This window comes from Acanthopleuribacter pedis (genome assembly GCF_017377855.1).
In the GTDB taxonomy this organism is placed as follows: domain Bacteria; phylum Acidobacteriota; class Holophagae; order Acanthopleuribacterales; family Acanthopleuribacteraceae; genus Acanthopleuribacter; species Acanthopleuribacter pedis.
In genome coordinates this window covers 337,665-359,902 of record NZ_JAFREP010000006.1, presented here as the reverse complement: position 1 = coordinate 359,902, position 22,238 = coordinate 337,665, and the positions used below count along the sequence as shown (strand labels likewise).

At 65.3% G+C, this 22,238-nt stretch carries 4 protein-coding genes (1 of these 4 only partly in view); all 4 read left to right on the top strand.

The window, feature by feature from the left end:
• Tightly spaced (each overlapping or abutting the next), the 4 genes in view from J3U88_RS09325 to J3U88_RS09310 form a layout consistent with a single transcriptional unit that may run on beyond the window.
• Positions 1–1,902, top strand: the end of a protein-coding gene (locus J3U88_RS09325) for a non-ribosomal peptide synthetase/type I polyketide synthase (protein WP_207856586.1). The gene continues 7,203 nt to the left of window position 1, outside the view; the window shows 1,902 of its 9,105 coding nt (coding positions 7,204–9,105); its start codon lies off the left edge, out of view; the stop codon is at positions 1,900–1,902.
• The gene (locus J3U88_RS09320) at positions 1,899–15,605 is read left to right on the top strand and encodes a non-ribosomal peptide synthetase/type I polyketide synthase (RefSeq protein WP_207856585.1); all 13,707 of its coding nucleotides are present in this window, start codon (positions 1,899–1,901) and stop codon (positions 15,603–15,605) included. Before J3U88_RS09325 ends, J3U88_RS09320 begins: the two co-directional genes overlap by 4 nt.
• Positions 15,602–19,018 carry a non-ribosomal peptide synthetase gene (locus J3U88_RS09315; protein ID WP_207856584.1) on the top strand — a complete coding sequence of 1,139 codons (3,417 nt, stop codon included), beginning with the start codon at positions 15,602–15,604 and terminating at the stop codon, positions 19,016–19,018. Before J3U88_RS09320 ends, J3U88_RS09315 begins: the two co-directional genes overlap by 4 nt.
• Positions 19,011–22,232: a condensation domain-containing protein gene (locus J3U88_RS09310; RefSeq protein ID WP_207856583.1), complete on the top strand. Its 3,222-nt coding sequence runs from the start codon at positions 19,011–19,013 to the stop codon at positions 22,230–22,232. Before J3U88_RS09315 ends, J3U88_RS09310 begins: the two co-directional genes overlap by 8 nt.
• Positions 22,233–22,238: the final 6 nt, after the last annotated feature.

The following is a 22,238-nucleotide window of genomic DNA, read 5'->3' as shown; positions in this document are numbered from 1 at the left end:
CGTCTGGTGAAACACCCGGCCGTGCGCGAGGCGGTGGTGCTGTTACGCGACGACGCAACACGGGGCGAACACCTCACCGCGTGGTGGGTCGGTGACGCCGCCGCGGCGGAGGAACTGCGCCCGATGTTGCGCGAGGTGCTGCCCGCTTACATGGTGCCCGCTTATTTCGTTCACATGGAGCACCTGCCGCGCACCGGCAACGACAAAATCGACCGCCGCGCCTTGCCCGATCCCAAACCGGCCGGGCACGACGCCGAGGCCGCGGCCGCGCAACGCACCCCGGCCGAAACCACCATGGCCGAGATATGGGCCTCGGTTCTGAACCTCAAAGAAATCAACATCCACGATCACTTCTTCGACCTGGGCGGTGATTCGATCATCGCCATCCAAATCGCGGCCAAAGCCAAGGCCGCCGGGATGCGCCTGACCCCGCAGCAGATTTTCCAACATCCAACCGTGGCCGAGTCAGCCGCCTTCGCGGCGACCCAAGATCGCTTCGCCGCGGTTACCGAGGTCGCGCCCCGACCCGAGGGCGCGGTGCCGCTGGGTGCCATGCAGCAGCGTTTCTTCGCGGCCAACCCACCGGTTCCCAACTACCACCACCAATCCTTGATGTTGGATGTCGCCGCGGGGGTTGGTGAGACCCAGATCCATGCCGCGCTGAACGCGCTGCTCGACCACCACGACGCCTTGCGGCTGCGCTTCATCCGCGAGCAGGGCGCCTGGCGGCAGCACTACGCCGCGCCGGGCGAGCAGGCACCGCTTCAGGTTACGGACTGCCGCGACGGCGACGCCGCGGCGTGCGCCGCGCGGTTGGCCGAAGCGGCGAGCCAGGCGATTCACCTGGGTGACGGCCCCTTGCTGCAAGCCAACCTGTTGCTGGGCGCGGGCGCCGACGCGACCCACCCCAACAGCTTAATGGTACACATCCACCACCTCGCGGTGGACGGCGTATCCTGGCGTATTTTGTTGGAAGACCTGGAAACGCTGCTGGCGCAACAGGCAACGGGCCGGTCCCTGCAACTGCCGCCGCGCACCGCCTCGGTCAAAACGCTGAACAGCGCGGGCCAAACCTGGGCCGATTCACCCGCCGGCCGCGAGGAACGTGTTTTTTGGGAAAACCAAACCCGCGCGGCTTCCGCCTTACCGCGCTGTTCCGACGCCGAAACAACCACGGGTAACCAACAAGCAACCTACCGCACCAGCTTGGATCCGTCGCTCACCGATCTGCTCACCCAAGTTCCCACGCGCCGCCGCATCGCGGTTAACGATCTCCTGGTAACCGCGGTCGCAACCCAAATTGCCGCCCTCACCGGCAACAGCCAGGTCGTCCTTGATCTTGAGGGCCACGGTCGCCAAGACTTGGGGGCATCCCATGACAGCACGCGTACCGTGGGTTGGTTCACCGCGATGTACCCGGTCAACCTGACCTTGCCGGAGGAAAGCACGGCCCAGGTTCAAGCCGTTGCCGAAGCCCTGCGCGCCGTGCCCAACGGGGGCGCCGGTTACGGGTGGTTGTACCCGGATCGGCGCGCCGGCGCCGAGGTCCTGTTTAACTACCTCGGCCGTATCGACGGCAAGGCCGACGGCAGATTGGTGCGGCCGCGGCCCGCGCCGGGACCCGACAGCCATCCCGACAACCCGCTGAGCCATCCGTTGGAAATTGACGCGCTGATCAACGACGGTCGCCTGGAAATGCACTGGCGCTTCACCGCCGAACACTTCCGCGCCGAGACGGTATCGGACTGGGCCAACGATTGCCTCAACCATTTGGTGTGCTTGATTGACGCCTGCTTGTCGGAAACGGATGCGGCCCCGGTGATGGACGCAAGCGGCTTGGACGCGGACGACTTGGAAAAGGTATTTGCCGAAATTGATTTGGCGGGGATGGGTGAAGCATGAGCCGCAAAAACATCGAGGCCATTCTGCCACTGTCCCCGGCGCAAGAGGGCATGTGGTTGGAGAGCATGACCCAAACGGGGTTGCACCTGGAACAAAGCCACGCGCGTCTGCGTGGCCCGCTCGATGCGGCGGCCCTGGAACGCGCCTGGCAATGGCTGGTGCAGCGCCACGAAATGTTGCGCACGGGTTTTGTCGGCAAGGATTTACACAAACCGGTACAGGTCGTTTACCGGCGGCTCTCGGTCTCCCTGTCGCACCTTGATTTGCGTGAAGGCGACGGCGAAACGGCTTTTCAGCGGTTTTTGGCAGAAGACCGCGCCGCCGGTTTCCACCCGGCCCGCGCCCCGCTGATGCGGTTTACCCTGTGCCGCTTCGGCGCCGAGGAACACCGCTTGGTGTGGACCCACCACCATCTTTTGATGGACGGCTGGTGCATTTCGCTGATCTTCGGCGATCTGTTCGCCGCCTACCGCGCCTTCCGCGCGGGCCGCGATCCCCAGGCACCGCCCGCCCCGGCCTACCGCGATTATTTGGCGTGGCGCGCCAAACGCGACACCAGCGCAACCGCGGATTACTGGCGTTCGGTGCTACAGGACGTCAGCGAACCAACCCCCTTGGCAACCACCGCCGAACCCGCGCCGGCCGATACGTCCCATGCCCTAGACGACCGCCGTGTGCGCCTGTCGCCCGAAAAAACGCGGCGACTCCAAGCGCGCTGCCGTCGCGCCCGCATCACCCTCAACTCCTTGTTCCAGGGTTTGTGGGCCGTTCTCCTGGCCCGCTACAGCGGGCGCCGCGATGTGCTTTACGGGATCACCGTCTCAGGGCGTCCCCCCGAATTGGACGGCGTCGACCGCATCCTCGGTTTGTTCGCTACCACCCAACCGCTGCGTTGCCAACTGAACGAACGCTTACCCTTTTTCGATCAACTGAGCCGTTTGCAGGCGGACCAACTGGTCGCACGCAACCACGAGGCCCTGGGCGGCGGCGCCTTGCAGCCCTTCAGCGGGGTGCCCACTGGCACGCCCCTGTACGAAAGCGTGTTGGTTTTTGAAAACTACCCAATGGATCCCGACGCGGTTGCCGACCTGGATTTCACCGTGGAAGCCGACACCGAAAACGAATCCGGGGCGCGTACCCACCACCCGCTGGTGCTGATGGTTGCGGTTCAACCGGAAGGTTTGGCGCTGCACCTGGTTTATCAGCAATACCGCCTCGACGGCGAGGCGGCCGACCGCGTGCTCGACCACCTTACCCACCTGCTGGGTCGTTTGGAACAGGACGAGGCACCCGAGGTCGGCGCGCTGATCCAAGCCTTGCCGGAACCGCTGCCGCGCATTTTTGCCAACGCGCCGGTCGCGGGCGCCGATTACACCGCGCCACGCAACCCACGCGAAGAAGCCGTGGCCGCGATTTGGTGCGCCATACTGGGCCGCGAGCAGGTCGGCGTCACCGAAAACTTTTTCCAGGCGGGCGGGCACTCTTTGCTCGCGACCCGCCTTTTGGCGCAACTGCGCAAAACCTTTCGCATCGATCTGCCCTTGCGCGCCTTGTTCGACAACCCCACGGTTGCGTTACAGGCCGACCTGCTCGCGCCGGATTGCACCCGGGGCGCGGCGCCCATCCCGCGTCAAGCGCGCAATCAGCCGTTGCCGCTTGCCTTTACCCAAGAACGCCTGTTGTTTTTGGATCGACTCGCCGAGGGCCGCGGCCAGGCCTACCACGAACGGGCCGCGGTGGAACTGGGCGGCGTGTTGGACCGCGCCGCGTTGGAAGGGGCATTGGAAGATTTGGTCGCCCGCCACGAGGCCTTGCGCACCAGCTTCCGCGACGGCGAACAGGGGCCGGTCCAGGTCATCGCCGCAAGGGTCGCCACCCCGTTGCGCTTTGCCGACCGTCCCGACCTGAATCCCCTGCCGGTGGCCGAGGCGGTCGCGCGCATCGCGGCTGAGGCGCCCGCTTTCAATTTGGCCGAGGCACCTTTGTTCCGCGTCAGCCTGGTGCGGCTCGCGCCCGAACGCCACTTGATGCTGCTCCACATCCACCACATCATCACCGACGGTTGGTCGCACGCGCTGTTCATGCGTGAATGGCAAACCCTGTACGCGGCGCGAACCGCGGGGCACAACGCTGATTTGGCGCCGCTCCCATTGCAGTTCGCCGATTACGCGGCCTGGTTACGGCAACGCTTTGCCCGGGGCGACTTGGCCGAAACGGTTCACTACTGGACCGAGCAACTTAAGGACGCGCCGCCGCTGTCAACCATCCCCACCGACCGACCGCGCGGCGAGGCGCTTTCCGGTCGCGCCGCCACCGTGAGCTTGCAACTGAACCAACCCTTCACGCGCCAACTGGCGGCCCACGCCCAACAACACAGCGCCACCTTATTTATGCTGTGCTCCGCCGCGATGCACCTGCTGCTGGCGAGACTGACGGGGCGCGACGACGTGCTGCTGGGCATGCCCCACGCCGGCCGTGACCGCGCCGAGCTGGAACCGGTGTTCGGCTTTTTCGTCAACACCCTGGTCCAGCGCGCCCGCATCGACGGCAACGCCGGGTTTAACCACCTGCTCGAGCAGGTGCGCAATTGCTGCCTCGACGCCTTCGCCCACGCGGAAATGCCTTTTGAAAAGTTAGTAGAAGGCTTGCAGCCGCAACGGGCGCTGAACCACACGCCGCTGTTCCAGGTGTTCATCAACATGCTCAACCACGAGCCGGTTCGTCTGGAGGCCGAGGGTTTGCGCGTGGTCGAGATTCCCCTGCCCGAAACCGAGGCCATGTTCGACCTCACCTGGTACATCCGCGAAACCGCGACCGGCTTGCACTGGGAACTGCGTTACAACCGCGATCTCTACGACGTCGCAACCATGGACCGCGTGCTGCACCAGTTGGCGCACCTACTGCGCGAGGCGATTCGCGACGGCGAACAGGCGGTGGCGGCGCTAGCGCTCGCGCCCGCCGCGCCGGCCTTGCCCGAGCCGCCGGCGGTGGTCGGCGAACCCATCCACGCCGCCTTCTTGCGCACCGCCGCCGCTTCACCGAACCGCATCGCGCTGCGCACCGAAAGTGACCCCATCACTTATGCCGAATTGGAACGCTGGTCGGCCGGGTTGGCGGCGGCGCTGCAACGCGAAGGCGTTCGCCGCGGCGAGATCACCGCGATTTACGCCGAACGCGGACCGGCACTGGTCGCGGCCGTGTTGGCGTCCTTACGCCTGGGCAGCCCTTTTACCATCCTCGACCCCGCTTATCCCGCCGGTTCCCTGATCAACCAGCTCGAGGCCGCCGACCCCAAGACGCTGCTGCGCGACCCCAACGCACGTCCCGAGCCCCCCGCCTTGGCGGCCTATTGGGCAAGCAAACGCCGGCTCACCATCACCTGCAAGGACGACGGTTCAGAGACGCGGTTCTCGGATAAAACCATCGATGCCGCCGCCCCCGCGTATATCATGTTCACCTCGGGCACCGCGGGCAAACCCAAAGGTGTCGTCGGCAACCACGCGGCGGTCACCCACTTCCTGGCTTGGCAACGGCAAACTTTTAATTTAACCGCCGCCGACCGCTTTATCCTGCTCGCGGGCCTCGGCCACGATCCGTTGCTGCGCGACCTGTTCGCCCCACTCAGCATCGGCGCCACCCTGACCATGCCGGCGCAAACGGCGCTGGAATCGGGGCCGGCCTTGAGCGCGGCGCTTGCCGCCAACCACATCACCACGCTGCACCTGACCCCACAACGGCTGCGGCTGCTCGGTGGTGAAGCAGCGTCACTCCCCGACCTGAAACAGGTTTTCTGCGGCGGCGACCGGCTGTTTGCGGCCGACGTGCGCGCCTTGCGGCGGCTTTCGCCCAGGGCCACCGTGGTCAACAGCTACGGCACCACCGAAACCCCGCAAATCGCCGCCTGCCACATCATCCCACCCGAAACACCGGCCGCGGTGATCGGTGTCGGCGCCGATGGGAGCATCCCCATCGGACGCGGCACCGCCGGCGCCCGGCTCTGGATTCGCAACGCGGCCGGCAACACCGCGGCGCCCGGTGAACTGGGCACCATCGTGGTGCGGAGCAACGCCCTGTGCTTGGGTTTTCTGGGCCAAAGCACCCGCATCGGTCCCGACTACGTTACCGGCGACCTCGGCCGCCGCGATGACGACGGCACGGTCCGCTACGAAGGCCGTGGCGACCGCCAATTGAACCTTCGCGGCAACCGCATTGAACCGGCCATGGTCGAACACCAACTCCAAGCATTGGCGGCGGTCGCCCGCGCCCACGTCGGCTTGCGCCGCGATCCCAACGGCAACGACCGCCTGATCGCCTGGTGGGTTCCCGCGGCAGGCCGGGGCGACGCGGCCCCTGTGCGCGCCGCGCTGTGCGAGCAGCTGCCACCGGCGATGGTACCGGAGGTGTTCGCGGCCATCCAGGAAATCCCCTTAACGCCCAATGGTAAAACCGACAGCCGCGCCTTGCCCGAACCGGCCTGGCCCACGGCGCACGCGGCCTACGAACCGCCGCGCGACAGCCTGGAACACGACCTGTGCAGCTTGTTCGCGGCCGTGCTTGAGGTGGAGCGTGTCGGCCGCAACGACGACTTTTTCGAACGGGGCGGGCACAGCCTGAAGGCGATGCAGTTGGTGGGCCGCCTGCACGCCGAACTCAGCCTGGTCATCCCCCTGCGCGCGATCTTTAAAAACCGCACCCCGGCGGCCCTGGCCCGCACGGCCCAACACGCGGGCCGCGCCGCGCTGCAGGCCGTCCCCGTCGCCCCACCCGCCGACACCTACCCGCTTGCCCACGCCCAACAACGGCTGTGGCTGTTGTGGCACCTCGACCCCGCGGCGACAACCTACCACATGGGTGATGTCCTCTGTTTGGAAGGGAAGCTCGACCGCGACGCGCTCGGCAAGGCGCTTGAAGGCGTGATTCAACGTCACGCGATCCTGCGCACCCACTTCCCGACGGTCAACGGCGAACCCCGTCAGCGGATTCTGGATCCGGCGCCCTACCAACCCGCGTTCATCGACCTGGGCGAAAACGGCGATCCCCGCGCCGCGGCCGAGGAACAGGCCCAAACCCTGCTCACCGAACCGTTTGACCTCGCCGCTAAACCGCCGGTGCGGTTTACCCTGCTCCGCCTCAACGCCGAAACCCATTGGCTGTTGTTCAGCATTCACCACATTCTCTGCGACCGCTGGAGCTTGGGCCTAATCGCCGCCGAAACGGCCACCCGCTACAACGCCGCCAAACGCGCGGAAGGCTTCGCGCCGACCCCGCTGCCGATCCAGTACCACGATTACGCGGCTTGGTCGCGCCAGGACATCGACGGGCTCGCCGAGGGTTTGGCCTATTGGCGCGGGCAACTGAGCTCGGCCCCGGCCCCGCTCGAACTCCCCGCCGACTTCACCCGCCCCGCGCTGCTGCGCCACGACGGCGCCATGGCACGGGTCCCGCTCGCCGTGTCGCGCGCGCTGTGCGAAGGGGTCGGACGCACGCACGGCGCGGGCTTGTTTATGGTGTTGTCCGCGCTGGTCAAAGCCCTGCTCTACCGCGTCACCGGGCGTACCGATTTCAACCTGGGCACCCCGGTCGCGGGCCGCTTCCATCCCGATCTGGAACAGCAAATCGGCTGTTACGCCAACATGGTGGTGCTGCGTCAGCCCTTGCAACGGGGCATGACCTTCAGCCAACTGCTCGCCGCCGTTCGCGAAACCGCCGAGCAAGCCTATAGCCACCAAAACGTCCCTTTTGATTTGCTGGTGGAGGAACTCAACCCGCAACGGGACCTGTCGCGTTCGCCGTTGTTCGACGTGGTCGTGGTGCTCCAGGAAGACGCGCACCCAGCCGAACTGGACGGCCTGCAGGTCACCTCGCTTCCCCACCCGCACCGGATCAGCAAATTCGATTTGAGCTTTATTTTCGAAAAAGCGGGCGACGACCTGTTGTGCCACCTGGAGTACCGTACCGATCTCTACCGCGCCGAGCGCATCAACCGCCTCGCCGACCAACTCAACGTGTTGGCGGGGGCGCTGCTCGCCGAACCGGGCCGGGTCATCGACCGCGCGCCGCTGATGAGCGTTCCCGAGCAAGCCTTGATCGCCGCGCCCAACCAAACCGAGGTCGGGTATCCCGAATGCGACCTGGTGACCCTGTTCGAACAACAGGCGGCCCGTCACGGCAACCGCCGCGCGGTGATCGGCAGCAATGAAACCCTGAACTACCGCGCGCTCAACCGCCAAGCCAACCGCTTGGCCCACACCCTCAAACAACGTCACGGCGTGGTTCCCGGCGCCATGGTCGGCTTGTGCCTCGACCGCTCGCCCGCGATGATCATCGCCCAATTGGCCGTGCTCAAAACCGGCGCCGCCTATGTGCCGCTCGACGCAAGTTACCCCGACGCCCGCTTGCAGCACATGCTGGCGGCGACCCAACCCGTCACCGTGCTTTGCGAGCCCGGGCAACGGACGCGTTTGGCCGAACTGGGCGCTTCAAAGCTGTTGGATTGGGGCGCGCCTCTGGAAGAAAAGGACACCAACCTCGGTTTGCCGCTGTTTGCTGAATTGCCCGCCTACGTGATTTTCACCTCGGGTTCCACCGGCTTGCCCAAGGGTTGCGTGTTAACCCACCGCAACCTGGTCCGCCTGGTGCAAAACGACCAGCACCCCTTTGACCTCGGACCCGACGACGTCTGGGTCTGCGCCCATTCCTTCTGCTTCGATTTCAGCGTGTGGGAAGTGTTCGGCGCCTTGCTCCACGGCGCCGCGGTGGTCGTTGCCGAAACCGAGACCGTCCGCGACATCGGCGCCTTTTACCAACTGCTGCGCCGCGAGCAGGTCACGGTGCTCAACCAAACGCCGGCCGCCTTTTACAACCTGATCGAGGAGGACGGCAAACACCCGGCCGCCTTGGGTGACCGGCTGCGTTACGTGATTTTCGGCGGGGATCGGCTTGAGCCGTTCCGCCTCAAACCGTGGCTGGCACGCTACGGGGCCGACACCCCCGCGCTGATCAACATGTACGGCATTACCGAAACCTGTGTCCACGTCAGCTTCGGACCCATCACCGCCGCCGACGCGGAACAAGCGGGGCGTTCGCCCATCGGCGGGCCGCTGCCCGATACCCGCATGTGGTTGTTGGACGAACAGGGCGAAGCGCGGCCCGTTGGGCTGCCAGGGGATATTTACGTGGGCGGCGGCGGTTTGGCCATGGGTTATTGGGGTCAGCCGGCGTTAACCGCCGCGCGTTTTGTGCCCGATCCCCGCGGGAACGGCGCCCGCCTGTACTGCAGCGGGGATGTAGGGGTGTTGCGCGCGGACGGCGGTTTTGACCACCTCGGCCGCAACGATTTCCAGATCCAATTGCGCGGGTTCCGGGTTGAACCGGGCGAAATTGAAGCGGCGCTGTGCCGCCACGCGCGGGTCCGCGAGGCCTTGGTGCTCGCCACCGGCGCGGGCGAAACCCAACAATTGCACGCCTTCTTGGTGAGCGAGGGCGGCGTCGGGCCGGCGGCTTCCGAATGGCGCACCTTGTTAAAAGACCGTCTGCCCGACTATATGGTGCCGGCCACCTTCACCCATCTGGCGACCTGGCCGTTAACGGCGAACGGCAAAATCGACCGCGGCGCCTTGGTCAAAACCCTCGCAAAAACCGACAGGACCGCGGAAACGCCGGCAAGCGCCGACGAACAGCTGTTGCGCGCTTTGTGGCGCGAGCTGCTCGGCCACGACGCTTTCGGCGCGGACGACACCTTCTTCGACGTCGGCGGTAACTCGCTGCTGTTGGTGCGCCTGCGCGCCGCCTTGGAGAAACAGTTCAACCGCGAGGTGCCCATCACCGAGTTGTTCCGCCACACCAGCATACGCGCGCAAAGCGCCCTGCTCGGCGATGCGCCGGCGGAGAACACGCGGCAACGCGCGACCGCCGCGGCTACAGACCCGATCGCGGACGCGGACATCGCCGTGATCGGCATGGCGGGCCGTTTTCCCGGCGCCGCCTCGGTCGCCGAACTCTGGCAAAACCTGCTGGACGGCGTTGAATCGGTCACCTTCTTCAGCGCGGACGAATTGCGTGCGGCCGGCGTCCCCGACGCACTGATCGAGGATCCGGCGTACGTTCCCGCCAAGCCGGTTATGGCCGACGCCGACCGCTTCGACGCCGCCTTCTTCGGGTTCACCCCACGCGAGGCCGAGGTGACCGATCCCCAGCACCGCATCTTCCTGCAATGCGCCTGGAACGCGCTGGAAGACGCGGGCATCGACCCGAACAACAGCGAGGCGCGCATCGGCGTTTTTGCCGGCTGCGGCGCCAACGGTTACCTGCTCAACAACGTGGTTCCCAACCGCGAACAGCTGCGCAACCTCGGCGATTACCCGCTCCTGATCGGCAACGACAAGGACTACCTCGCCACCCGTACCGCCTACAAACTCAACCTGCGCGGTCCGGCGATCACGGTCGGCACGGCCTGTTCCACCTCACTGGTCGCGCTCCACCTCGCGGTGGAAAGCCTACGCCGCGGCGAGTGCGAGGCGGCGCTGGTGGGCGGCGTATCCATCAAGGTGCCGCTGGTCGAAGGTTACGCTTACCAACAAAACGGCATCCTCTCGCCCGACGGTCACTGTCGCGCCTTCGACGCCGCGGGCCAAGGCACCATCGGCGGCAGCGGCTGCGCGGTGGTGGTGGTAAAACCGCTGCACCTGGCCGTGGCCGACGGCGACCCGGTCGTCGCGGTCATCAAAGGCAGCGCGGTCAACAACGACGGGCGCGAGAAAATCGGCTTTACCGCGCCCGCGGTCGACGGCCAAGCCGCGGTGATCGACGCCGCGCTCAAACGCGCCGGGGTCCATCCCGAACAGATCGGTTACGTGGAGGCCCACGGCACCGGCACGGCGCTCGGCGATCCCATCGAAATCGCGGCACTGACCGAGGTCTACCGCCGCCACACCCAGAAAACGGGCACCTGCGCCATTGGTTCGGTCAAAACCAACATCGGCCACCTCGACGCGGCGGCGGGGATCACCGGTTTCATCAAAGCAAGTCTGGCGGTGGCCCGCGGGCGCATCCCCAAAAGCCTGCATTTCGACCGCGCCAACCCCGAGATTCCTTTTGAAACTAGTCCCTTCCGCGTCGCCGCGCAAACGCGGGACTGGCCCCTGGCGGGTCGACGCCACGCGGCGGTGAGTTCCTTCGGCATCGGCGGCAGCAACGCCCACGTGATCCTGGCCGAAGCGCCGGTTCAGGCAAAACGCCCGGACACGCCGAAGGGTCCGCGGCTGCTGGTGCTGTCCGCCAAAAGTGAGGCGGCCCTTAACGCGGGCGCGCAATCGCTGGCCGACCATGTGGCGCGCGCGCAACCCGACCTCGACGACCTGGCCCACACGTTGCAATCCGGGCGCGCGTGCTTCCCGTACCGCCGTCACGTCGTAGCCGAGGACACCGCCCAAGCGGTGACCCTGTTGCGGACCCCCGCAACCGGCGTGGTTCCGGCCCCGGCGCAACATCCGAAGGTGGTGTTCCTGTTCCCCGGCCAAGGCGCGCAACACGTCGGCATGGGCAGGGAACTTTACGCACAAAACCCCTTGTTCCGCGCCCATTTAGATGCGGCGCTGCAACGGCTGACCCCGCTGCTCCAACGGGATCCCCGGGCCCTGCTGTTCGGTGAGGATCCCGAGGCAGAGGCACAGGTCGGCCAAACCGAATACGCGCAACCCCTGCTGTTCGCCGTGAGTTACGCGGCGGCCCGGATGTGGCAGGCACGCGGTGTGAACGCACACGCCATGCTCGGCCACAGCCTGGGCGAATACGTCGCGGCCTGTTTGGCGGGTGTGTTCAGCCTGGACGACGCCTTGCGGTTGGTGGTCGCCCGCGGACGCTGCATGCAGGCGGCCCCACGCGGCACGATGCTGGCGGTATCGGCGGCGGAAACGCGCGTGCGTCTGCTGCTGCCGGCCGAATTGAGCCTGGCCGCGATCAATGCGCCGGAACGCATCGTGGTTTCCGGCCCACAAGCCCCAATCGACGCCTTTGCCGCCGATTTGACCGCACGCGACATCGCCCACCGCGCGCTCCACACCTCACACGCCTTCCATTCACCGATGATGACCGAGGCGGCCAAGGCGCTGCACGCGGTGCTGGACGAAATCGAACTGACCCCGCCCAAACAGCGTTACCTCTCCAATCTGACCGGCACCTGGATCACCGACGAACAGGCCGTCGATCCCGGTTACTATGCGCAGCACATCTTGCGGCCGGTGCGCTTTAGCGACGCGGTGACCTTACTTGAAAGCGAGGGCGATCCAGTCTACTTAGAAGTTGGGCCGGGCCAAACGCTGACCACCTTGGTCGGTCAGGCCGGGATCACGCCCCTCCGCCGCATCCCGACCCTGCCGCATCCGCGCCGCGCGGAGGATGCGGTCCGCGTTTGTTACGACGCCTTGGGGCGCCTGTGGCAAGCCGGGGTCGGGGTCGATTGGCAAGCGGACCGACCCGCGCGACCGTTGCGCCGTATCAGTTTTCCCGGCTATGCCTTTCAAGGTGCACGTTTTTGGTTGGATGCGGGAACGGGCGCGAATAGAGTGCCGACAACCAGCGAACCCGCCGCGACAGAGAAAAACAGCGACCTCTCCCGGTGGTTCTACAAACCCGATTTCACCGCCCGTGCGCGCACGGGTTCCCCCGTTTCACTGGACCGTGGTTTGTGGCTGGTATTCCACGAACCCACCTGGAATTTGAGCATCGCCGACCAACTCAACGCCGGCGGCGCCGCGGTGGTCACGGTCGAAATCGGCGAAGGTTATCAGCGCCGCACCGAAAATCGTTACCATGTACGGCTCGGCGTACACGCGGACATGACCGCCCTGATTGGCGAGATACTGAAACGCGAACCGCAACAGCTTCACATAGTCCACGCCTGGAGCGGCGGCGATATCGCCAAACGAGAACGGGGTTATGGATCCTTATTGCACCTCGCACGGGCACTACAAGAGGCGGCATGCGAGCTGCCGATCCACCTTCAAGTCGTAACCAAAGAACTCTGGACCGTGGCCGGGGAAAACGAGGTCAACGCGGAGACGGCGCTGCTGCTGGGTCCGTTGCGCGTGTTGCCGCAGGAAATGCCCAACTTGCGCGCCCGCGTGATCGACATCCACCAGCGCGGCCCCCGTTTCTCGCCCGCGCGACGCGCCCAACTCCACGCCGAACTGCTGCACCTGGAAGGGGCGCGCTCGGTGTTGTTGCGCGACGGCGACCGCTGGGAAGCCGGGTACCGCGCGCTTCAACTACCCGAGGTGAACGCCGCCGAGGTATTGCGTCCCGGCGGCACCTACCTGATCGCGGGCGGCCTGGGCGGGATCGGCCTGTTGCTTGCCGAATGGATGGCGCGCGAGGCCAAGGCCAACCTGGTCTTAATCGGTCGCGGTGGTCTGCCGGCCCGCGAAACCTGGCCGCAATGGCGGGACGCGGCGACAGCGACGGCGCCGGCGGTGCGTTTCCTCGCCGAACGGGCGACGGCCAACCGCGCGGTACGCCTCGATTTGGCTGAAATCACGCCCGGCCTGGAAGCGGACGCGGCGCACATCATCGCGCAAACCGGCGGCGACAAAACCCTGGATCCACGCCTCATCGCCACGGTCGACACCCTTTGCACCGCCTACCTGCGCGACTTCTTCCGCGAGCGCGGCGTCGACCTTTCGCCAGGCACAAGGCACACCCGTGCGTCCGTGGTCGAACAACTCGCCATGCCGCCGGCCTACGCCAAGTTCGCCAACCTGATGCTGCAAACCACCATCGCCCGCGGCCTGTTCGCCGAGGAAAACGGCTTAACCGTCACCGATCTGGAACTGCCCGACGCCGGTTTGCTGAGCCGTCATCTCAAGGAAACCCACCCCCACATGGCCGGTGAATTGGCGTTCTTGGAAACCTGTGTGCGCCAATACGGCGACGTCTTCGACGGCCGCACCAAGGGCGTCCAGGTCTTGTATCCCGAGGGCGATACCCAGTTGGTGCGCGGCAACGCCGAACAGACCGACCAATCCGAGGCCACCCGCCGCCGCATGGCGCTGCTCACCCGCCTGATCGACCGCATCCTCGCCGCGGCCGACCAACGGCCGGTACGCATTTTGGAAGTCGGCGGCGGCAACGGCCTGATGACCCGCATGCTGGCCGCGCACCTGCGCGATCACAACGTGCGCTACACCTTCACCGATATCGGGCGCGCCTTTGTCCTGGGCGCCCAACGGGAAGCGGCCGAACGCGGCGATGATTTTATGGATTTCGGCGTCTTCGACATCTCACGGGATCCGGCCGCGCAAGGCTTTGAACCCCATCAATACGATTTCATCCTCGGCCTCAACGTGGTCCACGCCACCCCAATCCTCGACCAAACCTTGACTCACCTGCAGTGCCTGCTGGCACCGGGCGGCATGCTGGCGATGGTGGAAACGGTCAAGCTCCACGTCCAAATCGACATGATTTGGGGCCTGATCGAAGGCTGGTGGTGTTACGAGGATACCGAGCTGCGCCAAGACTCGCCGCTGATGGATTTGGCGAACTGGGAAGCGGTCTGCCGCCGCAATGGGTTCGCCCACACCACCGCCTTCCCACGGGACGAAGCCACACGCAAAACCGAGGAGTGCGGCCTGATTGTGGCCCAGCAAGCCCTGGCCCCCACGAGTGACACCTACCAAACCAGGTTGGCCGAACAGGCGGCCGAACTGATTGAACCGATGCGCACCACCCTCGATACCGTCACCCGCATGGAAGGGATGGGCGCCCAAGTGCTCCCCCTCCGCGCCGACGTGGGCGACATCGGCGATTTGGCCGCGGCGGTTGACCAGGCGCGCGCGCATTTCGGCGCGATTCACGGCGTGGTCAACGCGGCGGGTGAAACGGGGCACCGCTCGATTTTCATGCCGGCGCGCGACCTAACCCGCGCCGACAGCCTGGCCCAGTTCCGCGCCCGCGTTCGCGGCACACGCGCGCTAGACCACGTGCTCGCGGAGGAATCTCCCGACTTCGCGGTGTTGATTTCCTCCAACGCCTCGGTGCTCGGCGGACTGGGTTTTGCGTCCTACGCGGCGGCCTGTAGCTTCATGGACGCCTGGGGCAACGGCGAACGCAACCTGCCTTGGGTTAGCAGCAACTGGGATCGCTGGCCCACGGCTCGGGTCGTGGCACGCGGCGACGAAACCCAAACCAGCATCAACCGCTTCGCCATGGATCGCGACCAATGCGAGGCGGCCTTTGCGCGCCTGATCGCCCGCGGCGAACCCGGCCAACTCGTGGTTTCAGCCGGTCGCCTCGACGCACGCCTGGCCCGTTGGGTTGACTTGGTGCAGCCGGATCGCGCGGCGATCTCCGAAAAAACCGAACGCGGCAACGGCTTCCACGCCCGCCCCAACCTGCCCAACCCCTACCAAGCGCCGGCAACCCCGGAAGAACACACCCTGATCGAGCTGCTGCAATCGCTGCTTGCGATTGAGCCGGTCGGCATCAACGACGACTTTTTCCAACTCGGCGGCGATTCTTTGCTGGGTACCCAATTCATGACCCGCGCGGGCAAACACTTTAACCTGACCTTACCCCTACAATTCCTGTTTGAAGACCAAACCGCGGCCAAGCTGGCCCAACGCATCGCCGACCTCAGAGCGGTGGTGGAAGAACTGCTGGTCGCGCCGGAAGGCGGCGCGGCGGACGACGAAGAAGAGGGAGAATTATGAGCGGGCATCATCAGCTGTTAAACGAACTCAAGCACAAGGGCGTCAAGCTGTGGGTGGAGGCCGGCAAGCTCAAGTTCCGCGCGCCGGAAGGGGTGATGACGGCGGCGCTCAAGGCCGAACTGCGCCGCTTGAAACCCGAGATTCTGGCGTTGCTCCAGGGTACGACCCACGCGGCGATCCCCCGCCTGCCCGACGCCCCCGACTACCCGTTGTCCCACGCGCAACGCCGCCTGTGGGTGTTGTCGCAAATCGAAAAAGACACCAGTGCCTACAACATTCCGCTTCACATGGTTTTGGACGGCGACCTCCACCGCGACGCACTCAAGCAGGCCTTTCACCTGCTGATCACCCGCCACGAGGCGCTGCGTACCACCTTCCCTACCCGCGCCGGTGAACCCCGTCAGAAAGTAAACCCGTCCGATTTCTTCCGCTTTGATTTCGAAGATTGGTGCGACGCACCCGCGGATCGCATCGAGAAACGCGCCGCCGCCGAAACGGCAAAACCCTTCGATTTGGCCGCGGATCCCCTGCTGCGCGCCACGCTAATCCGTTTGCAACCGCGCCGCCACGCCCTGCTGCTCACGGTCCACCACATTATTTGCGACGGCTGGAGCTTGAGCGTGATGTTGCGCGAACTGACCCAAGCCTACGCGGCGGCCCTGCAGCAGAAAGAACCCGATTGGGCGCCGTTGCGGATTCACTACCGCGATTTTGCGGCTTGGCAGGAACAACAAACGGCGGCGGGCGCATCCCAACACGCCGATTATTGGCTGAAGCAACTGGCGGCACCGCTGCCGGTGCTGGACCTGCCCACCGACCGACCGCGCCCCGCACGCCAAACCTTCGCGGGCGAGAAACTGTTTTTCACCGTGCCCCACGCCGAAGCCTTGGGCAAGCTCGCCGTCCGGCACGGCGCCACCCGCTTCATGGTGCTGCTGGCCCTGGTCAAATTGGTGCTCTACCGCACCGCCGGCCAACAGGATTTGATCGTGGGCACACCGGTCACCGGGCGCGGCCACGCTGATCTCGAAGGTCAGGTTGGTTTTTACCTGAACATGTTGCCGCTGCGGTCTCAGATCGATCCCAAACAAGGTTTCAGCGCCTGGCTCGGCCAGGTCCGCCAGACCGTGCTGGACGGCTTCGCCCACGAAGGTTACCCCTTCGACAAACTCATCGACGAGCTGGACATCAAAGCGGACATGAGCCGTTCGCCCCTGTTCGACGTGATGGTCCAGAGCCAAAACGCGGGCGACCTTGAGCCGGCACTCGGCGACATCACGATTACGCCGCTGCCCAACTCGGCCGCCTCCAGCAAGTACGACCTAACCTTTGACTTTAACCTCACGCCGCGCGAGAACGGGTTCGAGGCCTGCCTGACCTACAACAGCGACCTCTACGCGCCTAGCACGATGGCGCGGTTGCGCGACCACTTGTTGCGGTTAACCGAAGCGGTCACGGCCGATCCGAACCAAGCGCTCGCGCGCTGTCCCATGTTGACCGATGAAGAATCGGCCGCGCTGATGCAGGGTGCCAACCCCGGCGAAACAAGGATTCCCGCCGAATTTGATTTGATCACCCGTTTCCTGGAAACCGCGCGAGACACCCCGAACACCGCGGCCTTGCGTTACGAACGGGGCGACGGTTCCCTCGCAACCACGAACTACCGCGAACTGGCGTCGGCGGTAAACCACCTGGCGGCCGAGCTACACTACCGTGGCATCGGCCCCGGCAGCAAGGTGGCGGTGTTGTTGGAACGCACCCCGGAGATGGTGATCGCGCTCTTGGCCCTGTTGCACCGAGGTGCGACCTATATTCCCTTGGACCCGATGTTTCCGAAGGACCGGTTGACCGCCATGTTGGCCGACGCGACACCCGATTGGCTGATCACGCAAACCACCTTGGTCGCAAGCTTGCCCAAGCTTCCCGCCGAAACGCTGTTGCTCGACGAAACCCCGCTCGCGGGCGCGCCGGGAAAACACCAAACCTTTCCCGCGCCGGTGCTTTGCCCGGAATTTCCGGCGTACACCATTTATACCTCGGGTTCGACCGGCCGCCCCAAGGGTGTGGTGGTGCCGCGTCGGGCGCTCAACAATTTCTTGTTCAGCATGCAACAACAACCGGGCATGGACCGCCACGATGTGTTGGTGGCGGTGACCACCATCTCGTTTGACATCGCCGCCTTGGAACTGTACCTGCCGCTGATGACCGGGGCGACCCTGGTGCTCGCCCCCGCCGCCGTTGCCGCGGACGGCCCGCGCTTGGTCTCGCTGCTGGACCGCGTCGCGGCAACCCACATGCAGGCCACCCCGGCAGGTTGGCGGCTGTTGCTGGAAAGCGGTTGGCACGGTCGCGACGCCATGACCCTCCTCAGCGGCGGCGAGGCGCTGCCAGGCGAATTGGCAGCCAAGCTGTTGGCGAAAGGCAAGGTTTTGTGGAACCTTTATGGACCCACCGAAACCACCATTTGGTCGGCACGCACCCCGATCACCCCGGACCTGACCCACACCCAAGCCATGCCACTGGGTCGCCCACTTGCCAACACCCAGTTGTACGTGCTCGACGGTGAGGGGTGCCCCGTCCCCGTCGGCGTGGTGGGGGAACTGGTGATCGGCGGCGCCGGCTTGGCGCACGGTTACCACAAGCGGCCCGACCTGACCGCCGCGGCCTTTGTGCCCGATCCCTTTAGCGATACGCCGGGCGCGCGGATGTACCGGACCGGTGATTTGGTCGCCCGCCGCGGCGACGGCCTGATCGATTTCCTCGGCCGTCGCGACCAACAAGTCAAAGTGCGCGGCTTTCGCATCGAGCTGGGCGACATCGAACAACACCTGCAACAGCATCCACGGGTCTTGCAGGCGGTGGTATGCGCCCCCCGCGACAAGGACCAAAACCACGTGTTGGTCGCCTACCTGCGCGTCAGCGGAACCGCGTTGGACAGTGCCGCGCCGCGGTCCTTCCTCCAGCCCAGCTTGCCGGGTTACATGATTCCGAGTCACTTCGTTTGCCTGGATGAGTTCCCTTTGACCGCCAACGGCAAGGTCGACCGCAAAACGCTGAACAACCGACCACTCGACGTCGCCGAACAAAGCCGCGAACGGATCCCGCCTCGTGACGATTTGGAACGGGAGCTGCGCGATATCTGGTGCAACGTGCTGGGCGTGGCCTCGCTCAGCATCGACGACGACTTTTTCGGTTTGGGCGGGCACAGCCTGAAAGGGACGCGTTTGGTGTTTCAGGTCCAGCACGCTTTTGACGTGACGCTCTCGCTGTTTGAACTGTTTAACCATCCGGTTTTTGCCGACTTCGCCGACTTGATCCGGCGGCAGCAGGAACCGGACCCCGCGCTGATCGCGGATTTTATGGACACTATCGCGCCCTTAACGGCCGAGGAATTGGAGTTGCTGAATGACTGACGACACCCTTGAATCCCTGAAAGCACGCGCCCGCGCCGGCGAACCACAAGCCCTGCAGATCCTGCGGGATCGCGGCTACTTTGCCAAACAACGCGCCGCCAAGGGGTTCCCCCTGTGCCACGCTCAAAAACGCTTGTGGGTGTTGGAGCAAATGGTGCAGGACACCACCGCCTACAACTGCCCGATGGCGGTGGCGCTCCAGGGTGATTTGGACACCGCCGTACTGGCGCGCGCGCTCGACGCCCTGGTCGCCCGCCACGAATCGCTGCGCACCGCGGTTCGTGCCGTGGACGGCACGGCGCGCCAGTTCATCGCCGATCCCATGCCGTTGCCGCTGACCCATGTCGATTTGCGCGGCGCCGAGGATGGCGAGGCCGCCGCGCGGGCACACATTCAGGCCGACGCGGGCCGTCCCTTCGACCTGACCACCGCGCCGCTGATCCGCGCCCACGTGCTGAAGGTCGCCGACGACCGCCACGTGCTGTACCTCAACATCCATCACCTGGTGTTTGACGGTTGGTCCGAAGGGGTGTTGGTGCGCGATTTGACCACGCTGTACCAAGATTTCGCGGCAAATCGTCCCGATTCCCTACCGCCCCTGAAGAGCCAGTACAAGGACTTTGCCACATGGCAGGAAACCATGCTTAGCGGCGAGGCGGGCGCCAAGCAAGCGGCCTACTGGCGCGAACAACTGGCCGGCCGCCTGCCGGTTTTGGACTTGCCCACGGACCGACCGCGCCCCGCGGTGATGTCGTTTGAAGGCGCGCTCTACCGGCGCGTGTTGCCACCGGCCGTGCACCGCGCCTTGACCAACCTAGCCGAAGAAAACGGCGCCAGTTTGTTCGGTGTGCTCACCGCTTTGGTGAACGTCCTGCTGGCGCGTTATGCCGATCAGCCTGATGTGATCGTCGGTTGTCCCGTTGCCGGCCGCGGCCATGCCGGCCAGGAGTTTCAAATCGGCAACTTTGTGAACACCCTGGCCCTGCGCAACAAAGTGGTTGCGGAAAGCGGCTTCCGCGATTTCCTGGCCCAGGTACGCGACAACCTGCAAGGCGCCATGAAACACCAGTTCTATCCCTACGACACATTGATCGCGGGTTTGGCTTTGCGCCGCGACCCGAGCCGCGCACCCTTAACCGACATTTTGATCAACCTGGGCGTCGGCGGCGAAACCCGCTCGCACATGGGTTCGCTGTCGGCCGAACCCTTCGACATCGGCTTTATCAGCGCCAAAACCGACCTGGTTTTTGACTTTTATGAAATAGCGGACGGGCTGAGCCTGCGCATGATGTACGCCAAAACCTTGTTCCAACCTTCGACGATTGAAACCATGGTCGACCATTTTGTCGCCTTGGTGACGGACGTGGTGGCCACGCCCGACAAACCCATCGTCGACTTGGCGCGTGTCGAAACGGCCGAAGGGGGCGAGGTTCGCGGCGAACGCACCGCCAAGCAACCTTTTGCCGTGGAAGGTTCCCTCGCCGACGTGGTCGCCGCGCGGGCGTCAACCGCGCCCGATGCCTTGGTATACCGCGATGCCTCCACAACGCTGACCTACGGCGCGCTCCACCATCGCGCCGGTCAGGTCGCCGCGCTGTTGGCCAATTTGGATGTGGCGCCGGGCACCGTCACCGCGCAGTACCTGGAAGATCCCGCCGAGGCCTTGATTGGTTTGATCGCCACGCATCAATTGGGCGGTTTGTGGTTGCCCCTCGACGCCGAATCAGACGCCGCGTCGGTCCGCACCCTATTGGAAGAAGCGGAACCGCCGGTGCTGATTTCGCGCGACGATCTCGCGGAGCAGTTACCCAACTACTGGGGCGACCGCCTCGATTTGGACCTCGAAGCCGAGGCAATCGCGGCCCAAGCCCCGGCCGAGCCCGCATCCCCGGCAAGCGATCACGGGGCCTGCGTGCTCTACGACACACCAGGGTGCGGCGTGAAACTCAGCCATGCCGCCCTGCTCAACACCGCCGCCGATTTGGTCGCGCGATGCGATGTTCCCGATCAAGGGCGTGTCCAACAACGCGCCAATCCCAACCGTTCCGCCTTCCTGCTGGAAGTCGCCGTGACCCTGGTATGCGGCGGTTCGCTGGTACGCGACGGTGGAACGCGGGCCGATTGGGCCGTGGTTGAGGCGGTGCGTGCCGAGGCGGTGCCGCTTCAGGCCGCCACCGCGTTGGTGCTTTGCCAAGGTGAACCCGACCTCAAACTGCCGCAAGGCACGCGTCGCTTCAACGCCTTTTCGCTGACCGGCGCCGCGTTGGTCGCCGCCGCGGGACCCCACGACCCGGAATGGTTTAACCTGGGCGAACCGCTCGCGGGCAACAGCTTGACCTTGCTCAAGGACAACCAGCCGGTCCCACGCGGTGCCTACGGCGAGATTTGCCTGAGCGGCAAGGGTTTGGCCACGGAAATCCTTGGCCCGGCCGAGGACAACGGCGCACAACTGGAACCCCATCCGCGGCACCCGGAACAACGCCGGTTGCGCACCGGTTTTCTCGGCCGTTTGACCCGCGCGGGTCAACTCCAGGTCGCCGGCCGCATCGCCGACCTGCTCAACCGCGACGGCGAGCGCCTCAACGCGGTACCCATCGAGGCAGCGGTCGCCCGCCACCCCGAGGTGACCAAAGCCGTGGTGGTGGTGCGTGTCGCGGAGGCCGGTTCTTGCCTGACCGCTTTTTACGCGGCCGATAAAACCATCAGCGCCGAATCCTTTGAGACGTTTTTGGCCGAGCACCTACCCGCCGCGCACCTGCCCGAACGTTTTGTCAAACTGCCGATGCACCTGCTTTGCCCGGAAGACCGCATCGATCGGCCGCGCTTGGCGAACATGGTGCTCCAGGTGGAGACCGCCCAAAGCAAACGCACCGAACCCAAGGACGATCTGGAAACCGTGCTGCTCAGCTTGTTCCACACCGTGTTGAAGCGCGAGGAACCCGGCACCGAGGATTCCTTCTTCAACTTCGGCGGCCATTCCTTGTTGGCCACTCAGGTGGTGGCACGGCTGCACCGCCTCTTCAAAATGGAAGTGTTTTTGACCGACTTCTTCCGCGCGCCGACGGTGGTGCGTTTGGCCGCTTACCTGCGCGCCAACGAACCGCGTCCCGGCCACGTGGACAAGGTGGCGGCCACGCTGCGCCGCATTGAAAGCATGACACCCGAACAGAAACAAGCCGCCCTGCAAGCCCGCAAGGCACAACAAGGTTCCTAGCGAGGA